This is a genomic window from Shewanella psychromarinicola (assembly GCF_003855155.1).
In the GTDB taxonomy this organism is placed as follows: domain Bacteria; phylum Pseudomonadota; class Gammaproteobacteria; order Enterobacterales; family Shewanellaceae; genus Shewanella; species Shewanella psychromarinicola.
Genome location: NZ_CP034073.1, coordinates 1,430,431 through 1,444,030 on the forward strand (window position 1 = coordinate 1,430,431; position 13,600 = coordinate 1,444,030).

The 13,600-nt window shown below is 43.8% G+C and carries 13 protein-coding genes; all 13 read left to right on the plus strand.

The window, feature by feature from the left end:
• Complete coding sequence (locus EGC80_RS06220) at positions 1-1,215, plus strand: type II secretion system F family protein (RefSeq protein WP_124013451.1); 1,215 nt, start codon at positions 1-3, stop codon at positions 1,213-1,215.
• A 32-nt stretch (positions 1,216-1,247) separates the two neighbouring features.
• The gene (locus EGC80_RS06225; RefSeq protein WP_124013452.1) at positions 1,248-1,820 is read left to right on the plus strand and encodes a hypothetical protein; all 573 of its coding nucleotides are present in this window, start codon (positions 1,248-1,250) and stop codon (positions 1,818-1,820) included.
• A gap of 108 nt (positions 1,821-1,928) precedes the next feature.
• Entirely contained in the window at positions 1,929-2,543 is a 615-nt protein-coding gene (locus EGC80_RS06230) for a pilin (RefSeq protein WP_124013453.1), read from the plus strand.
• A 269-nt stretch (positions 2,544-2,812) separates the two neighbouring features.
• Positions 2,813-3,328 (plus strand): type II secretion system protein, encoded by a 516-nt coding sequence (locus tag EGC80_RS06235; RefSeq protein ID WP_124013488.1) that lies wholly within the window; start codon positions 2,813-2,815, stop codon positions 3,326-3,328.
• A 236-nt stretch (positions 3,329-3,564) separates the two neighbouring features.
• Entirely contained in the window at positions 3,565-4,044 is a 480-nt protein-coding gene (locus tag EGC80_RS06240; protein WP_124013454.1) for a pilus assembly FimT family protein, read from the plus strand.
• A complete protein-coding gene (locus EGC80_RS06245; RefSeq protein ID WP_233768601.1) occupies positions 4,034-4,663 on the plus strand; it encodes a type II secretion system protein in 630 nt (209 codons plus the stop codon). Before EGC80_RS06240 ends, EGC80_RS06245 begins: the two co-directional genes overlap by 11 nt.
• Positions 4,663-5,490: a PulJ/GspJ family protein gene (locus EGC80_RS06250; protein WP_124013455.1), complete on the plus strand. Its 828-nt coding sequence runs from the start codon at positions 4,663-4,665 to the stop codon at positions 5,488-5,490. The genes EGC80_RS06245 and EGC80_RS06250 overlap by 1 nt, the downstream gene beginning before the upstream one ends.
• Complete coding sequence (locus EGC80_RS06255) at positions 5,480-5,941, plus strand: MSHA biogenesis protein MshP (protein WP_124013456.1); 462 nt, start codon at positions 5,480-5,482, stop codon at positions 5,939-5,941. Before EGC80_RS06250 ends, EGC80_RS06255 begins: the two co-directional genes overlap by 11 nt.
• The gene (locus tag EGC80_RS06260; RefSeq protein WP_206191867.1) at positions 5,931-10,208 is read left to right on the plus strand and encodes a DUF6701 domain-containing protein; all 4,278 of its coding nucleotides are present in this window, start codon (positions 5,931-5,933) and stop codon (positions 10,206-10,208) included. The genes EGC80_RS06255 and EGC80_RS06260 overlap by 11 nt, the downstream gene beginning before the upstream one ends.
• A gap of 192 nt (positions 10,209-10,400) precedes the next feature.
• Positions 10,401-11,450 carry a rod shape-determining protein gene (locus EGC80_RS06265; RefSeq protein ID WP_124013457.1) on the plus strand — a complete coding sequence of 350 codons (1,050 nt, stop codon included), beginning with the start codon at positions 10,401-10,403 and terminating at the stop codon, positions 11,448-11,450.
• A gap of 63 nt (positions 11,451-11,513) precedes the next feature.
• Positions 11,514-12,461, plus strand: coding sequence for a rod shape-determining protein MreC (mreC, locus tag EGC80_RS06270; RefSeq protein ID WP_101033815.1), 948 nt, complete (start codon positions 11,514-11,516; stop codon positions 12,459-12,461).
• Entirely contained in the window at positions 12,458-12,949 is a 492-nt protein-coding gene (mreD, locus tag EGC80_RS06275) for a rod shape-determining protein MreD (RefSeq protein ID WP_124013458.1), read from the plus strand. The genes mreC and mreD overlap by 4 nt, the downstream gene beginning before the upstream one ends.
• A 55-nt stretch (positions 12,950-13,004) precedes the next feature.
• Positions 13,005-13,592 carry a Maf family protein gene (locus EGC80_RS06280; RefSeq protein ID WP_124013459.1) on the plus strand — a complete coding sequence of 196 codons (588 nt, stop codon included), beginning with the start codon at positions 13,005-13,007 and terminating at the stop codon, positions 13,590-13,592.
• Positions 13,593-13,600 lie beyond the last annotated feature (8 nt).

Below are 13,600 nucleotides of genomic sequence, written 5' to 3' on the forward strand. Positions count from 1 at the left end.
ATGCCAACATATCAATATCGAGGACGTAATTCACAAGGGCAGGCTGTTAGTTCACAGCTTGAGTCCGCCAATGAAAGCGCGGCGGCCGATGCGTTGCTTTCTCGTGGGATAATTCCACTAGAATTACGTGAAGTGAAAACCAAGCAATCTTTTTCAATGAGCTTGTTTCAAAGCAAAGTGTCGCTGGAAGAATTGCAAATATTTAGTCGGCAAATGTATTCACTGACCCGTTCAGGTATTCCCATTTTAAGGGCGATTGCAGGCTTATCAGAAACCACTCATTCTGATCGGATGAAACAAGCCTTAGATGATATTTCACAACAGCTCACTTCGGGCCGACCGTTATCTTCGGCGATGAATCAACATCCGGAGATATTCGATTCGTTGTTTGTGTCGATGATCCATGTGGGTGAAAATACCGGTAAGTTGGAAGATGCCTTTATCCAGTTGTCAGGTTATATCGAGCGAGAACAAGAAACTCGTCGGCGGATTAAAGCGGCAATGCGTTATCCCATGTTTGTATTGATCGCCATTACCATTGCGATGGTTATTTTGAATATTATGGTTATCCCTAAGTTTGCCGATATGTTCTCTCGTTTTGGTGCCGAACTACCATGGGCGACAAAAATATTAATTGGCACCTCTAGCCTGTTTGTTAATTTCTGGCCCCACATGATAGTGCTATTGATTGGCGTTGTAGTGGGTATTCGATATTGGCATCATAGTGCAAAAGGTGAAAAACAGTGGGACTTATGGAAGCTGCATATTCCTGTTATAGGCTCCATTATTGAGCGTTCAACCTTGTCGCGTTATTGCCGCAGTTTTTCGATGATGATCAGTGCGGGTGTTCCCATGACCCAAGCATTAAGTTTGGTGGCGGATGCAGTGGATAATGCCTATATGCATGACAAGATTGTCGGCATGCGCCATGGCATTGAATCGGGAGAATCAATGCTAAGGGTATCCAATAGCAGTCAACTGTTTACGCCGTTAGTACTGCAAATGGTGGCCGTGGGTGAAGAGACGGGCCAAATCGATCAGCTATTAAATGATGCCGCTGATTTTTATGAAGCCGAAGTCGATTACGATTTAAAAAATCTGACGGCAAAACTCGAACCTATTTTAATCGGCTTTGTTGCTGGCATTGTATTGATACTGGCACTGGGCATTTATCTTCCTATGTGGGATATGCTTAATGTGGTCAAAGGCGGTTAACGCATAATGCACATTATTGATGGGATAGCGGTATGCTGAGCCAGCAAAAAGCGGATCATGAACTGCTTAGCATTTATGGCAAGGTCATTGCTATTGTGGTGTTGTTAGTGTTGCTGGCTATTTTCGGTATACGTTATCTCAATACCGCGTCAAATATAGGTGGACGGGGTCTAGAGCTTGAACAAAATCGTTTTTTGAATGTGTTAGCTATGGTGCGCAGTCAATGGTTAGCTTCTGGTCGGCCGGATAAAATGCAGTTGTCATGGCATAATCTGGCATCAAATGTGCTTACCTCACAGAGCAATAAGACAGCGTCAAAAAACGGTCGAACCAACACCGACGAGATTAACGACGATGCTGATCTCGTTGGCACCGATAATTGGATTTCTTTATCTGATCAAGGTTGGCCAATCATAGACACTAATAATGTTCAAGGTTGCGAGCGACTATGGGGCCAATTACTGGCCACTAATCTTCAACAGTTGCATATTACGGTAGATTATCAGTCTGATACTAATATTTGCCGCTACTCTTCAGATAATAAAGCCAATTTAAGTTATCAATTGCAAACGGGTAGAGTGATATTTTTAATTAATGACCGATAGAGAGTGTTCCATTAGTGTTAAAGTGTTAATAAGCTGATAATATTAGCTAAGTTAGAGCTGAACCAATATTATTTCTGTTTTAGGCGCAATATAGAAGAGTAAAATATTATGAAATTGAAACAACAAGGTTTTTCATTGATCGAGTTGGTCATTGTTATTGTTATCCTCGGTTTATTGGCCGCCACAGCGATCCCGCGTTTTTTAAATGTGACCGATGATGCAGAAGACGCCAGTGTAGACGGTGTAGCGGGCGGCTTAGCCACTGCGGTGAGTTTTGTGCGTGCCCAATGGGAAGTCGATGGTCGTCGTAATGATACCGTGATTTTAGACGGCACGAGTGTGTCACTCGATACGCGTTTTGGTTATCCAACAGGCACCACAAACACCAGTGCAACAGGCATGACTAATGCTACCTGCAAGGAAGTCTTTGATTCGGTGTTACAAAATGCACCAAGAAACCTTATATATAATCTAGATGCAAGGCAGCAGCGTTATACCGTAAGAATGCTAAATGGTGTCGGCGGCTCATCTACCAGTATTGACGGTCTAAACATTAACAATCTTGATTTATGTGTTTATCATCAAGTGGCCTCACTAGCACTCAATCAGAATGGTGTGCCTTCACCTGCACCTGACTTAACGACTGCGGATGCAAAAGGCGTGACATATAATCCAGGTACAGGGCAAGTATTAAGCTTTACCCAAACACCCTTCACGCCATAAGTCATAGTTTATAGTTTATAGTTTAAGGCGTTTGTCATTGAAATGATTAATAAAATATGCTGTTATTAGCTTAAGTGTTAAACAGTCACCGTGTTAAGCCGTCATTGCCACTAAAGGTGATAGTCGTTTCAAACAATAGCTAGAAGTTCAGCTCGTGCCATGTTTTACCAAGGTTTTATAAGGTTTTATAAGGTTTAATACGGTTCAACGAGATGAGATATTAAATATCTGATTTTATTATATAAAAGGTAAGTTAAATGCAAATTAACATGCAAAAACAACAAGGTTTTACCCTAATCGAATTAGTGGTTGTGATCATTATTCTCGGTATTTTAGCGGTAACTGCGGCACCTAAGTTTATTAACCTGCAAGGCGATGCGCGTGCTTCTGCTTTATCGGGAATGAAAGCGGCAATTCAAGGTGCAAATACCCTTGTTTATTCGAAGGCGGCTTTAGCAGGTAAAGAAAAAGCAGCTACACAAACTGTAACTATTGGTGGTACTACTACAACACCAGTAACAATTGTGACTCAGTATGGATATGTTAATGCACTTAAAGTTGATTTAGAAAAAGCACTTGACGTTACTTTTGATGTAGGTGCTGATGGTGCTCCGACAGCAACTACCGGAACAGCAGACTGGATTATTAAAGCGAATTCAGCTACGCCTAAAACTGTTGAAATTTGGCAAAAAGGTGCTCCAGCTGCATGTAAGCTCACATATACCGAAGCAACGACTACAACAATTCCAACTTATGTTGCTGAGACTGATGCTTCTAAGTGTTAATAAATATTTAGATTATAAAACCTGCTTAGGCAGGTTTTTTTTTGAGTTGTTTAATTGTATCGAAGATAAAATCAACTCAATTGATTTTACTATCAGGCCAGTTTACCTATCAAATAAACAGACAATATCGGCTGTTTTTACCATACTGAATAAGCTAATATAAGTCTCTGACACTATTATAGTTTACCCTGTTAAGTGTCGAAATATGCATCGAGTCAAATGAGGACATCATTACAGTGAGTCGACAACGCAATATTCAACTTGGGTTTACCTTGGTTGAATTGGTTACCACCATCATTTTGATGGGTATTATTGCCGTGGCGGTATTACCACGTCTGTTGTCGGACTCATCTTACAGTGCGTATACCTTACGTAATGAGTTTATCAGCGAGCTCAGGTTAGTGCAGCTTAAAGCGATGCAAAATACCGATCAGTGTTATCAAATTGATGTCACATCAAGCGGTTATACTTTGCGCCATTTTAGTGGTAGAAGCGCGGGCACATGTACCAACCAAGTGCGTATCGAACAACCACAAGCCTTTAGCGGTGGCGCCCATATTGCCTTAGCCAGTAATGCCAATCAGGCTTTTTCAATTACCTTTGATGATCAGGGCCATATAGTATCGCCAGGGTGTGCAGGCCATTGTTTTAATGCCGTGGCAGATGAAACCTTAGCCATTGCGGTAGAGTCTGAGGGGTATATTTATGCTCTCTAAACCACAAATGCAAATGCAAATGCAAACGCAATCTCGACTTAAGCATGTAAAAAGGCCTGTAAAAGGGCTTAGGCAAGGGCTTCGAAAAGGGCCGCAACAGCGGCAACTGTCTCAATTTAATCGTGGCTTTACCTTAATCGAACTCGTCGTTGGTATGATGGTGATCGGTATTGCGATAGTGATGCTCACCAGCATGCTATTTCCCCAAGCTGATAGAGCCGCTGCTACGCTACAAAGAGTGCGCTCGGCCGAGTTGGCCCATTCGGTAATGAATGAGATTTGGGGCAAGCGCTATGATCAAAATACTAATCCCAATGGCGGTGTACCGGCGTGTAATGCACCTAGTGGCCTTGCTTGTTCTGCAGTAGGTTTACTCGGCACTGATAACAGCGAAAGCCGCGACGCTTTCAATGATGTTGATGATTATAATGGCTTAATTGAATCTGATAATATGCTCGACTCAAGCCAAACGTATGCCCAAGCCTATCCTCGTTATAAGTTGCAGGTAACTGTGGCATATCTTGACTCGGCGACGAAAGCGCAAAAATTAATTACCGTAGCGGTGACAACGCCTGCCAATGAAGTGATCACTTACCAAGCGCTAAGGAGTAACTACTAATGCCTTGTCGCCGCCGATCAAAAACTGCTGGTTTTACCTTAATTGAAATGGTTACGGTTATTTTAATCTTAGGGATTATTGTGGTCGGGATCAGTAGCTTTGTTATTTTTGGCACCCGAATTTTTGTGGAATCCAGTGCGGTTGATCAAGTGCTCAGTCAAAGCCGTTTTGGCATTGAGCGGATGACTCGGGATATCCGTGGTGCCGTGCCTAATAGCATGCGAGTGCTAACCGCGACAGATGGCAGTTATCAATGCCTCGAATTATTACCCATTAGCGCCAGTACATCGTATCTTGATGCGCCGTTTGTGCCGCAAGCTGCACAAAATATCTTAACGGCGATTAAAAGTATTGGTACCATTAGTGCTGCTCAATCGTTGCTGATTTATCCATTAACTAATAGCGACATTTATAATCCTCAAGGCACAACCGCCAAGCGATTTATGGTGCAAAGTTTGGCAGAATCGGGCGACCAGCTGACTATTACTTTAACTCAAAGCGTGCGCTTTACTGAGGCTTCGCCTTTAAAACGCTTATACGTTGCTAACAATCCATTAAGTTACTGCTTTATTAACACCGCCAGCAATGTCGATCTGCGCTTATACCAAAACTATGGTTACAAGCCCAATCAGCCATCACCTGCCGTGATGGGTAATGGGGTATTAATGGCGCAAAATATCACCAATGCCTTAACGGTTAATCCGGCGGTGATCCTTACCCCATCAACGTTAATGACCAATGCCATTGTGCATTTACAGCCAGTATTTAGCGTCAATGGTGAAACGTTCAATTATCAACATCAAGTGCAGGTGATGAATGTACCCTAAACTGAGATTAAGCCAACATTCGCAGCAAGGTAGTGCACTGATTATTGGTATTTTTGTGCTGACGGTGATGTTTCTTATTGCGGCGAGTCTGATCCGCATTGTTAGTGATGCTGATGAGTCAGTTAATCAAGAAGTGTGGGGCACTCGGGCATTATTTAGTGCTAACAGTGGTGCCGATGCCGCGTTAGCTCAGCTGTTTCCTGTCGATGGCACTGCCACAAGCTGTACTGATGTCAGTTCAACATGGATACCGCCAATAGGGCTAGGCTTCAATGGGTTCCATAACTGCACTGTGTCGATTAGCTGCAATACTGCCACTGTGGGCAGTGTGAGCCAATATCGAATTAACAGCTTAGCGGTATGCGAAACGGGTAACTGTGCAGGAAACTCAAACAATTCAGCGTGTTTGCGAGTCAGTCGCCAAGTGGAGGTAGAAGCCCGTGCGCAATAATCTTGGTTTTATTTTATTGGCTTGTTGGTTGCTATTACCTTGGCAGGTTTTTGCCGCGCCACAATGCGACAGCATATTTACCGACCCCGCTTCAGGTAACCATTCTTCTTATGGGTTAGTGATACCGTCAGGTATTTTAGCCTCTCCATTATCAGATTTAAACTGCGACTCAAAGACCTGTGACAGAGTAGGTGGCAATCAATTTACGCCGGGAGATTATGCTTACGATAACGGTAACTTTGGCAATAAAGCCGTTATTACAACTACGGGCACCACAGCGCGTTTATATTTTAATAACTTAAATTTGACCAACGCCAACATCAATTTAGATGAGGCCCCGGAAAACCTGATTATTTATGTGGCAGGGTCATTAACTATCTCTGGCAACACTAATATTAATGCTATCGTGTATGTGGCAGATTATGTTTCTATGTCTGGAAATAGTAGCATTTCTGGCGCACTTGGGGCTGGTGGCGCCTTGACTCTTTCTGGTAACAGTAGCGTTGATTTTAAACCCATTAATAATGCAAATTTTAATGGTATGTGCGATGTGGAACCAGCGGTTTTTCATATCCAATATGGTAAAGCGACGACAAATAGTATTACTTTTGACAAACAATTTCCTACAGGGGTGACCCCTTTAGTATTTTTAATGCCAACAGTTGAGAGCAGTAATAATGATGGCCCACAAAGTGCTTTTTTATCTTTAATCAGTGAGAGTGGCTTTACGTGGACGAGAACCTCGCCTCCCAATAATCAAGTCGCTGCGGCAGAGATGCCAGAGGTTCACTGGATTGCTGTCACACCAGGGACCTATGATTTAAGTAACGGGACTCGATTAATTGCAGGCAGTGTGTTGCAAAATAAAGCATTAATTGGCTCAAAAGATCAATACGTAGATGTTGCCTTGCCTATTACTCAAGATGTGGCGCTTAGTCAATTGCAAACCCAAAACAATAATTGTTGGTTAACCAGTACCTCAAAGTTTCTAAGTGGTCGTCTCCAGTTAGCGATGGATGCGTCGGAAGTGCGTAATAACTCAGGCCAATGTGAACCGGGTAAGCTTGACAACAATAGCCTGCAAAATGAGCAGATTGCTTACTTATCAGTACAGTCTGGCAGTGGATCTCTGGTGTTAGACGGCAACAATGTTAATTATCACTTTGGTCAAGCACAAACGTTTACTGATGGTGGTACTAAGGATATTACCGATCAATGTGCTGAAACGACCGAATTAAAGGGTTTTACGAATGCTCCTATGCTGGTGGCAGGTAAAAACAGCCGCTTAGGTGGCGATGGCGGCTGGCTTCGTCGTTGTCAGTTGACTAACGACAAAGTGAGTATGGTCGTTGACGAAGATACTTTTAGAGATAGCGACCGTAAGCATCGTTGGGAAAATTACAGTTTTGTTGCACTAGAAACACTCAAGCCCGTCCGTCAGTGTTTTACGGACAAATTTGATCGTGCAGACTTAGGAACTGATTGGGTTACAGCAAGAAGTTCAGGAAGCTTTACGCCTTCTATTGTCAGTGGTCGCTTAAGACAAACTGAAGCGAAGACTAATCAAGCAACTTCAACTACTTATCAACGTTTGTTTCCTGCAAAAAATAATAAAGTCGAAATTGAATTTGACCATTATGCCTATGGTGGTAATGGGGCTGATGGTATTGCCTTTGTATTGTCTGATGCATCTATTACCCCACAACCTGGTGCAGCAGGTGGTCCTATGGGTTACGGCGCTCGTTCAAATGTGAATGGATTTGCCGGAGGTTGGTTAGGTTTTGGTATTGATGAGTATGGTAACTTTTCTGCTGAAGGTGGACCAAATGGTCCTGGGCGGCGTCCTCAATCTGTATCTATTCGGGGTTCAGGCGCTGGCACTTCAGGTTATCCTTATTTACGCGGTACTTGTAATAATGGCACATCCAATACCGGCAGTTGTTTATCCCCTACAGTTGATAAAAATAATGTCAATCCGGCACACCGTTACCGTATTACCGTAGACTCATTGGTAGCTAATCAATCAATAGTTAAGGTCGAGCGAAATACCGGAAGTGGTTTTATTGAACTTATCCCCGCATTTGATGCAGCCGCTCAGTCAGGGCAAAAGGCTATTCCAGAAAATTTTTTGTTATCACTAACAGGTTCGACAGGTGGCTCTACCAACAATCATGAAATTGATAATGTGGAGATTTGTGCGCTCGACTCAAATCCAATAGGTGTCCAAATAGATCACTTTGAATATTCATATTCTGGCCAAGGGATTACCTGTACACCTAAAACATTGTCGATTAAAGCGTGTGCCAATGTGGATTGTACGCAGACAGTGGCCGATACCGTTACAGCAACTTTAAGCCCTGCAACGGTTACTGGTGGTGGAAGTTGGGTTGGTGGTAACGTGATCACGTTTACTGGTGGGCAAAAATCAGATTTACAATTAAGACGTAATACCCCCGGTACCGTTAACTTAGGCGTTACAGGGTCTACACCAAGTACTAAAGCATTTAGTAAAACCTTATGCCGTGTTAATGGTGGTGCAGCAAGTGAGGCTAACTGTGATTTAGTGTTCGCAGACAGCGGGTTTATTTTTGATGTACCAGATAAGTTAGCTAACAAACCAACAGGTAATATATCCATAAGTGCAGTGAAAAAATCAGATAGTACCCTGCAATGTGTGCCTACTTTTGCCAGTACAACCAAAAATGTCGGTTTTTGGAGTACTTATATCGACCCCTCCACACCAATTAGTGGCCAGTCATTAACAGTAAATAATATAGTGGTAGGTACGCAGAGTAGTGCAGCAACCACGCTTGCGTTGGCATTTGATGCACAAGGAAAAGCAAATATTAACGTCAACTATCCTGATGCGGGCAAAGTGCAGCTAGATGCAAAATATACCGGCACAGGCGATGAACAAGGCTTGGTGATGGTTGGTTCAGATCAGTTTGTTAGTTTCCCTGTGGGCTTATGCGTTACCCCCAAAGATAGTGTTGCAGAGTGCTCTGCAAATATTAGCAGTACTTGTAATCGATATAAAAAAGCTGGCGAGTCATTTGATTTAATTATTCAAGGTAAAGCATGGCAAGTGGATGGTGACACAAATTACTGCGATAATGTAAATACTCCTAATTATGCCCATACTAACATTGTATTAGGTCATCAGTTGGTTGCTCCAGCCGGAGGTGTGTTAGGTGCAGTGGGTTCATCGCTATACAATCATGTCGCACAAACCACTAACAGTAATACCGTGTCTCAATCCGTCAGTGAAGTCGGCGTATTTAAATTCAGCGCTAATCCACCCAGTCCTTATTTAGGTTCGAGCTTTTACGATATTCCGCTGGCGACATCGCCTAATATAGGGCGCTTTGTACCCGACCGCTTTGTGGTGAGTAGCTCAAGTGTGCTGCCATCTTGCGGTAGCTTTACCTACATGGATCAACCTTTTGGTCTGACGTTAACTTTAAGCGCTTTGAATACCGGTACTTATATCACCAAAAATTATCAAGGAGCCTTTGCTAAAGGTAGTGCAAGCCTTGTGGGTGAAAACATTAACAATGGTGTGGATTTGAGTAGCAGATTAAGCACTCTGCCTATCAATGCAGGGACTTGGGCTTTAGGTGAAGCGAATGTAGGATTATCTTATCAAGCTAATTTTAGTCGTGCAGTAGCCCCTGGTGTGGATGGCCCATTTAGCCAGTTAGCTATCGGCGTACAAGTATTTGATAACGATGGGGCGGTGTCTTTTGTTGCCTCTGCTGATATGCGAACCGACAGCAGTGGTAACTGTGCCGCCAGCAACGACTGCACTGCAACGTTATTATCGACGCAAGACTTACGCCACGGCAGGGTCGTGATGGACAATACCTATGGCCCTGAAAATGAAGTATTAGACATGCCAACCTATGCCCAGTATTGGGATGGCAGTAGCTGGGTAACGAATACTGACGATAGCTGTACTCACGTTATCGATGCGCTTGATGGCAGCGAAATATACGCGCCATCTTTAACCGCTGGTCAAACCGTGACTCGCCGTGATGGTGGCAGTTCAGTTAGCAGTGGCCGATTAAGCTTATTATGGCAAAATAGCGGCTCTGCAGCATATCGAGGTCAGGTGACTGCCCCGTTAAAAGTAGAGCCCTGGCTTCAGTGGTATTGGAATTGGGACCAAGCAAGTCCGGCCCAGCGTTATGACCCAAGAGCAAGTGCCTTCTTTGGTCGTTACCGAGGCCATGATAGGATCATTTATTGGCGTGAGGTGGGACTATAATATGCATGAAAAAGCATCAAATTAGGGCTTTTTTGATTTAAAACTGCGCGGATGTTGATTTTTTAACAGCTTTTACAAAAAAAAACGCTAGATTAGCAATTGTTAACCTGTTCGGTATTGTAGAATGGGGGTGTCATTGATAAAGTTAGCTGATTTTTCTTCTTCTGACTCAACAGAATACAGGCCTGATACATGTTCAAAAAGTTGCGCGGCATTTTTTCTAACGACCTATCGATCGATTTAGGTACGGCAAACACTCTTATTTATGTTCGCGATGAAGGTATCGTGTTGAACGAACCCTCAGTGGTTGCCATTCGTGGCGACCGCAATAGCAATGGGCCAAAGTCAGTTGCTGCAGTTGGCAGAGAAGCAAAACAAATGCTAGGCCGAACACCTGGTAATATTCAAGCTATTCGGCCGATGAAAGACGGCGTAATTGCTGATTTCTATGTGACTGAAAAAATGCTTCAGCACTTTATCAAGCAAGTGCATAACAACAGTTTCTTTCGCCCCAGTCCTCGCGTATTAGTGTGTGTACCCGTAGGCGCAACTCAAGTTGAACGTCGCGCGATTCGCGAATCAGCAATGGGTGCAGGCGCTCGTGAAGTGTACCTAATCGAAGAGCCAATGGCTGCAGCGATTGGTGCTGGTTTACCAGTATCAGAAGCGACCGGCTCTATGGTTGTCGATATTGGTGGTGGTACTACCGAAGTGGCGATTATTTCGTTAAATGGCGTGGTGTATTCTTCATCAGTACGTATTGGTGGTGATAAGTTTGACGATGCGATTATTAATTATGTCCGTCGTAACTACGGTAGCTTAATTGGTGAAGCAACGGCTGAGCGTATTAAGCATACCATTGGCACCGCATACCCTGGTGACGAAGTACTTGAAATTGAAGTGCGCGGTCGTAACCTCGCAGAAGGTGTGCCAAGAAGCTTCACCTTAAACAGCAATGAAATATTAGAAGCATTACAAGAGCCGTTATCTGGCATAGTGAGTGCGGTGATGGTTGCCCTTGAGCAGTCGCCACCAGAGCTGGCGTCCGATATTGCTGAGCGTGGCATGGTCTTAACCGGCGGTGGTGCATTATTGCGTGACTTAGACCGTTTATTAATGCAAGAAACGGGCATTCCGGTGATGGTCGCAGACGACCCGCTGACTTGTGTTGCTCGTGGCGGTGGTAAAGCCCTTGAAATGATTGATGTGCACGGTGGTGATTTGTTCTCTGAAGAGACCTAATTATCATCGGCTGAGCGGCTTTGTTAATGGCATTTTATGGGTTAACAAAGTTGCGAACAATTTATGAAACCAATTTTCGTTCGTGGCGTCTCTAGTCAATTTAGATTGACACTGGCAATTATTTTGTCGGTGGCATTACTGATGACTAATCATCGCCTGGATCCCATTCGCCAGTCTTTATCCTCGGTGTTAAGCCCGCTTCAATATTTAGCCAATGTACCAGGTGTGATGCTCGACTGGTCAGCCGAGGCATTTGCAACCCGCAACATGCTTGAATTGCAAAACAAACAACTATTACGCCAACAGCTGCTCATGTCAGAGCGTTTACAACGTTTTGAGCATGTTCGCCAAGAAAATGAGCGTTTACGGGCATTGCTCGGTTCACCTGTGCATATGGATTCTCGTAAAATGGTGGCCGAAGTAATGGAAGTGGCCAGCGATCCATTTAGACAGTTTGTGGTGTTAAATCATGGTTCGCAAACCGGCATTTATGTCGGTCAGCCTGTGGTTGATGGCCAAGGTGTTGTCGGGCAGGTGGTTGAAGTGAGTGAGTTTACCAGCCGTGTGTTGATGGTGTCAGATGCAACGCATGGTATTCCGGTGCGTGTTACCCGTAACGATGTGCGTGCAATTGCTAATGGCATGGGCGATATTGATCAAATTGAATTACGCCATGTGGCTAAAAGTACTGACATCATAGTGGGCGATTTATTAGTCACTTCAGGGCTAGGTAGTCGTTTTCCAGAAGGATATCCAGTAGCCCGTGTTATCAGTGTATCCCGTGATGATGGTCAGAGCTATGCAGTGATTAATGCTCAGCCTTTAGCGGCACTTGATCGCATACGTTACGTATTACTTATTTGGCCGGATGAAACCAAACCTTTTACGCTTCCAGCTGACGTACAAGAGTTGATAAAAAAGGCAGCCGAAGCCGCTGCGAATGAATCAGTATCTCAAGCTCCACCTTCAGAAACCACGACTACGCCAATAACCAGCGAGATAAACCAATGAGCGCGCATATTGCAAATGGTCGCTTAGTGGTATGGCTGACTTTATTTATCGGGATGATGTTTCAGATTATGCCGCTGCCCACAATGGTAGAAGCGTGGCGACCTGACTGGCTGCTTATGGTGATGATGTATTGGGCGATGGCATTACCGCATCGTTACAGTATTTTGACCGCGTGGTTGCTCGGCGTAATGCTTGATGTGCTATTGGGAGCCCATTTAGGCATCCGTTCATTAGCACTGTCGTTGGTTATTTATTTGGTGGTGATGTTGTGTCAACAATTACGCAATTATCCTCGCTGGCAACAGTCATTACTGCTCGCGTGTTTTATTTGTATTTATCATGTGGTGATATTTTGGGTACAGTTTGTTGTTGTTGGGGCTGCACCGTTTAATCTTGAGATGTTTTTACCCGCGATTTCGAGTTTATTTATTTGGTGGTGGGTGTTTTGGATACTACGCAATATGCGTCGCCATTATAAAGTACGTTAATTCACCCGATAGGGTGAATATTGTTTTTATGTTCGTTAATTAGAGTAAATATCAGATGACATGGGTACTGGCTTCAACATCGCCAAGAAGAAAAGAATTACTGGCTCAAGCAGGCTTTAGTCATCCCGGTTTTACGTTCGAGCTCGTCGCACCCAATATTGATGAAACGCCTTTATCGACTGAAACGGCAGAACAATATGTATGCCGTTTAGCGCTTGAAAAAGCCCTAGCAGGTTTGGCGCTCAGTGGTCATATTATCGCCCCTAAAGTACTGGGTTCAGATACAATCGTGGTGTTAAATCAGCAGATATTAGGTAAGCCAATGGACCAAAATGATGCCAAGCGTATGCTGACATTGTTATCCGGTCAAACTCATGAAGTGATGACAGCGGTGGCGTTAACGGATGGTGAACACACCTTTAGCCGATTATGTCGTACCCAAGTGAGCTTTTGTGAATTATCCGCTGCCGACATAGACGCTTATATTGCCTCAAATGAACCAATGGACAAAGCTGGTGCGTATGGAATACAAGCCTTGGGTGGTTGTTTTGTTCAATCTATTAGTGGTAGTTATTCTGCCGTTGTTGGTTTACCCCTAGTAGAAACGCGTGAATTATTAGCCTGCATGATGCAGCACACTTAATAACCTTT

Coding starts and splice junctions, on each gene's coding strand:
- EGC80_RS06220 (WP_124013451.1), top strand. CDS start 1: ATGCCAACATATCAATATCGAGGACGTAATTCACAAGGGCAGGCTGTT.
- EGC80_RS06225 (WP_124013452.1), top strand. CDS start 1,248: ATGCTGAGCCAGCAAAAAGCGGATCATGAACTGCTTAGCATTTATGGC.
- EGC80_RS06230 (WP_124013453.1), top strand. CDS start 1,929: ATGAAATTGAAACAACAAGGTTTTTCATTGATCGAGTTGGTCATTGTT.
- EGC80_RS06235 (WP_124013488.1), top strand. CDS start 2,813: ATGCAAAAACAACAAGGTTTTACCCTAATCGAATTAGTGGTTGTGATC.
- EGC80_RS06245 (WP_233768601.1), top strand. CDS start 4,034: ATGCTCTCTAAACCACAAATGCAAATGCAAATGCAAACGCAATCTCGA.
- EGC80_RS06250 (WP_124013455.1), top strand. CDS start 4,663: ATGCCTTGTCGCCGCCGATCAAAAACTGCTGGTTTTACCTTAATTGAA.
- EGC80_RS06255 (WP_124013456.1), top strand. CDS start 5,480: ATGTACCCTAAACTGAGATTAAGCCAACATTCGCAGCAAGGTAGTGCA.
- EGC80_RS06265 (WP_124013457.1), top strand. CDS start 10,401: ATGTTCAAAAAGTTGCGCGGCATTTTTTCTAACGACCTATCGATCGAT.
- mreC (WP_101033815.1), top strand. CDS start 11,514: ATGAAACCAATTTTCGTTCGTGGCGTCTCTAGTCAATTTAGATTGACA.
- mreD (WP_124013458.1), top strand. CDS start 12,458: ATGAGCGCGCATATTGCAAATGGTCGCTTAGTGGTATGGCTGACTTTA.
- EGC80_RS06280 (WP_124013459.1), top strand. CDS start 13,005: ATGACATGGGTACTGGCTTCAACATCGCCAAGAAGAAAAGAATTACTG.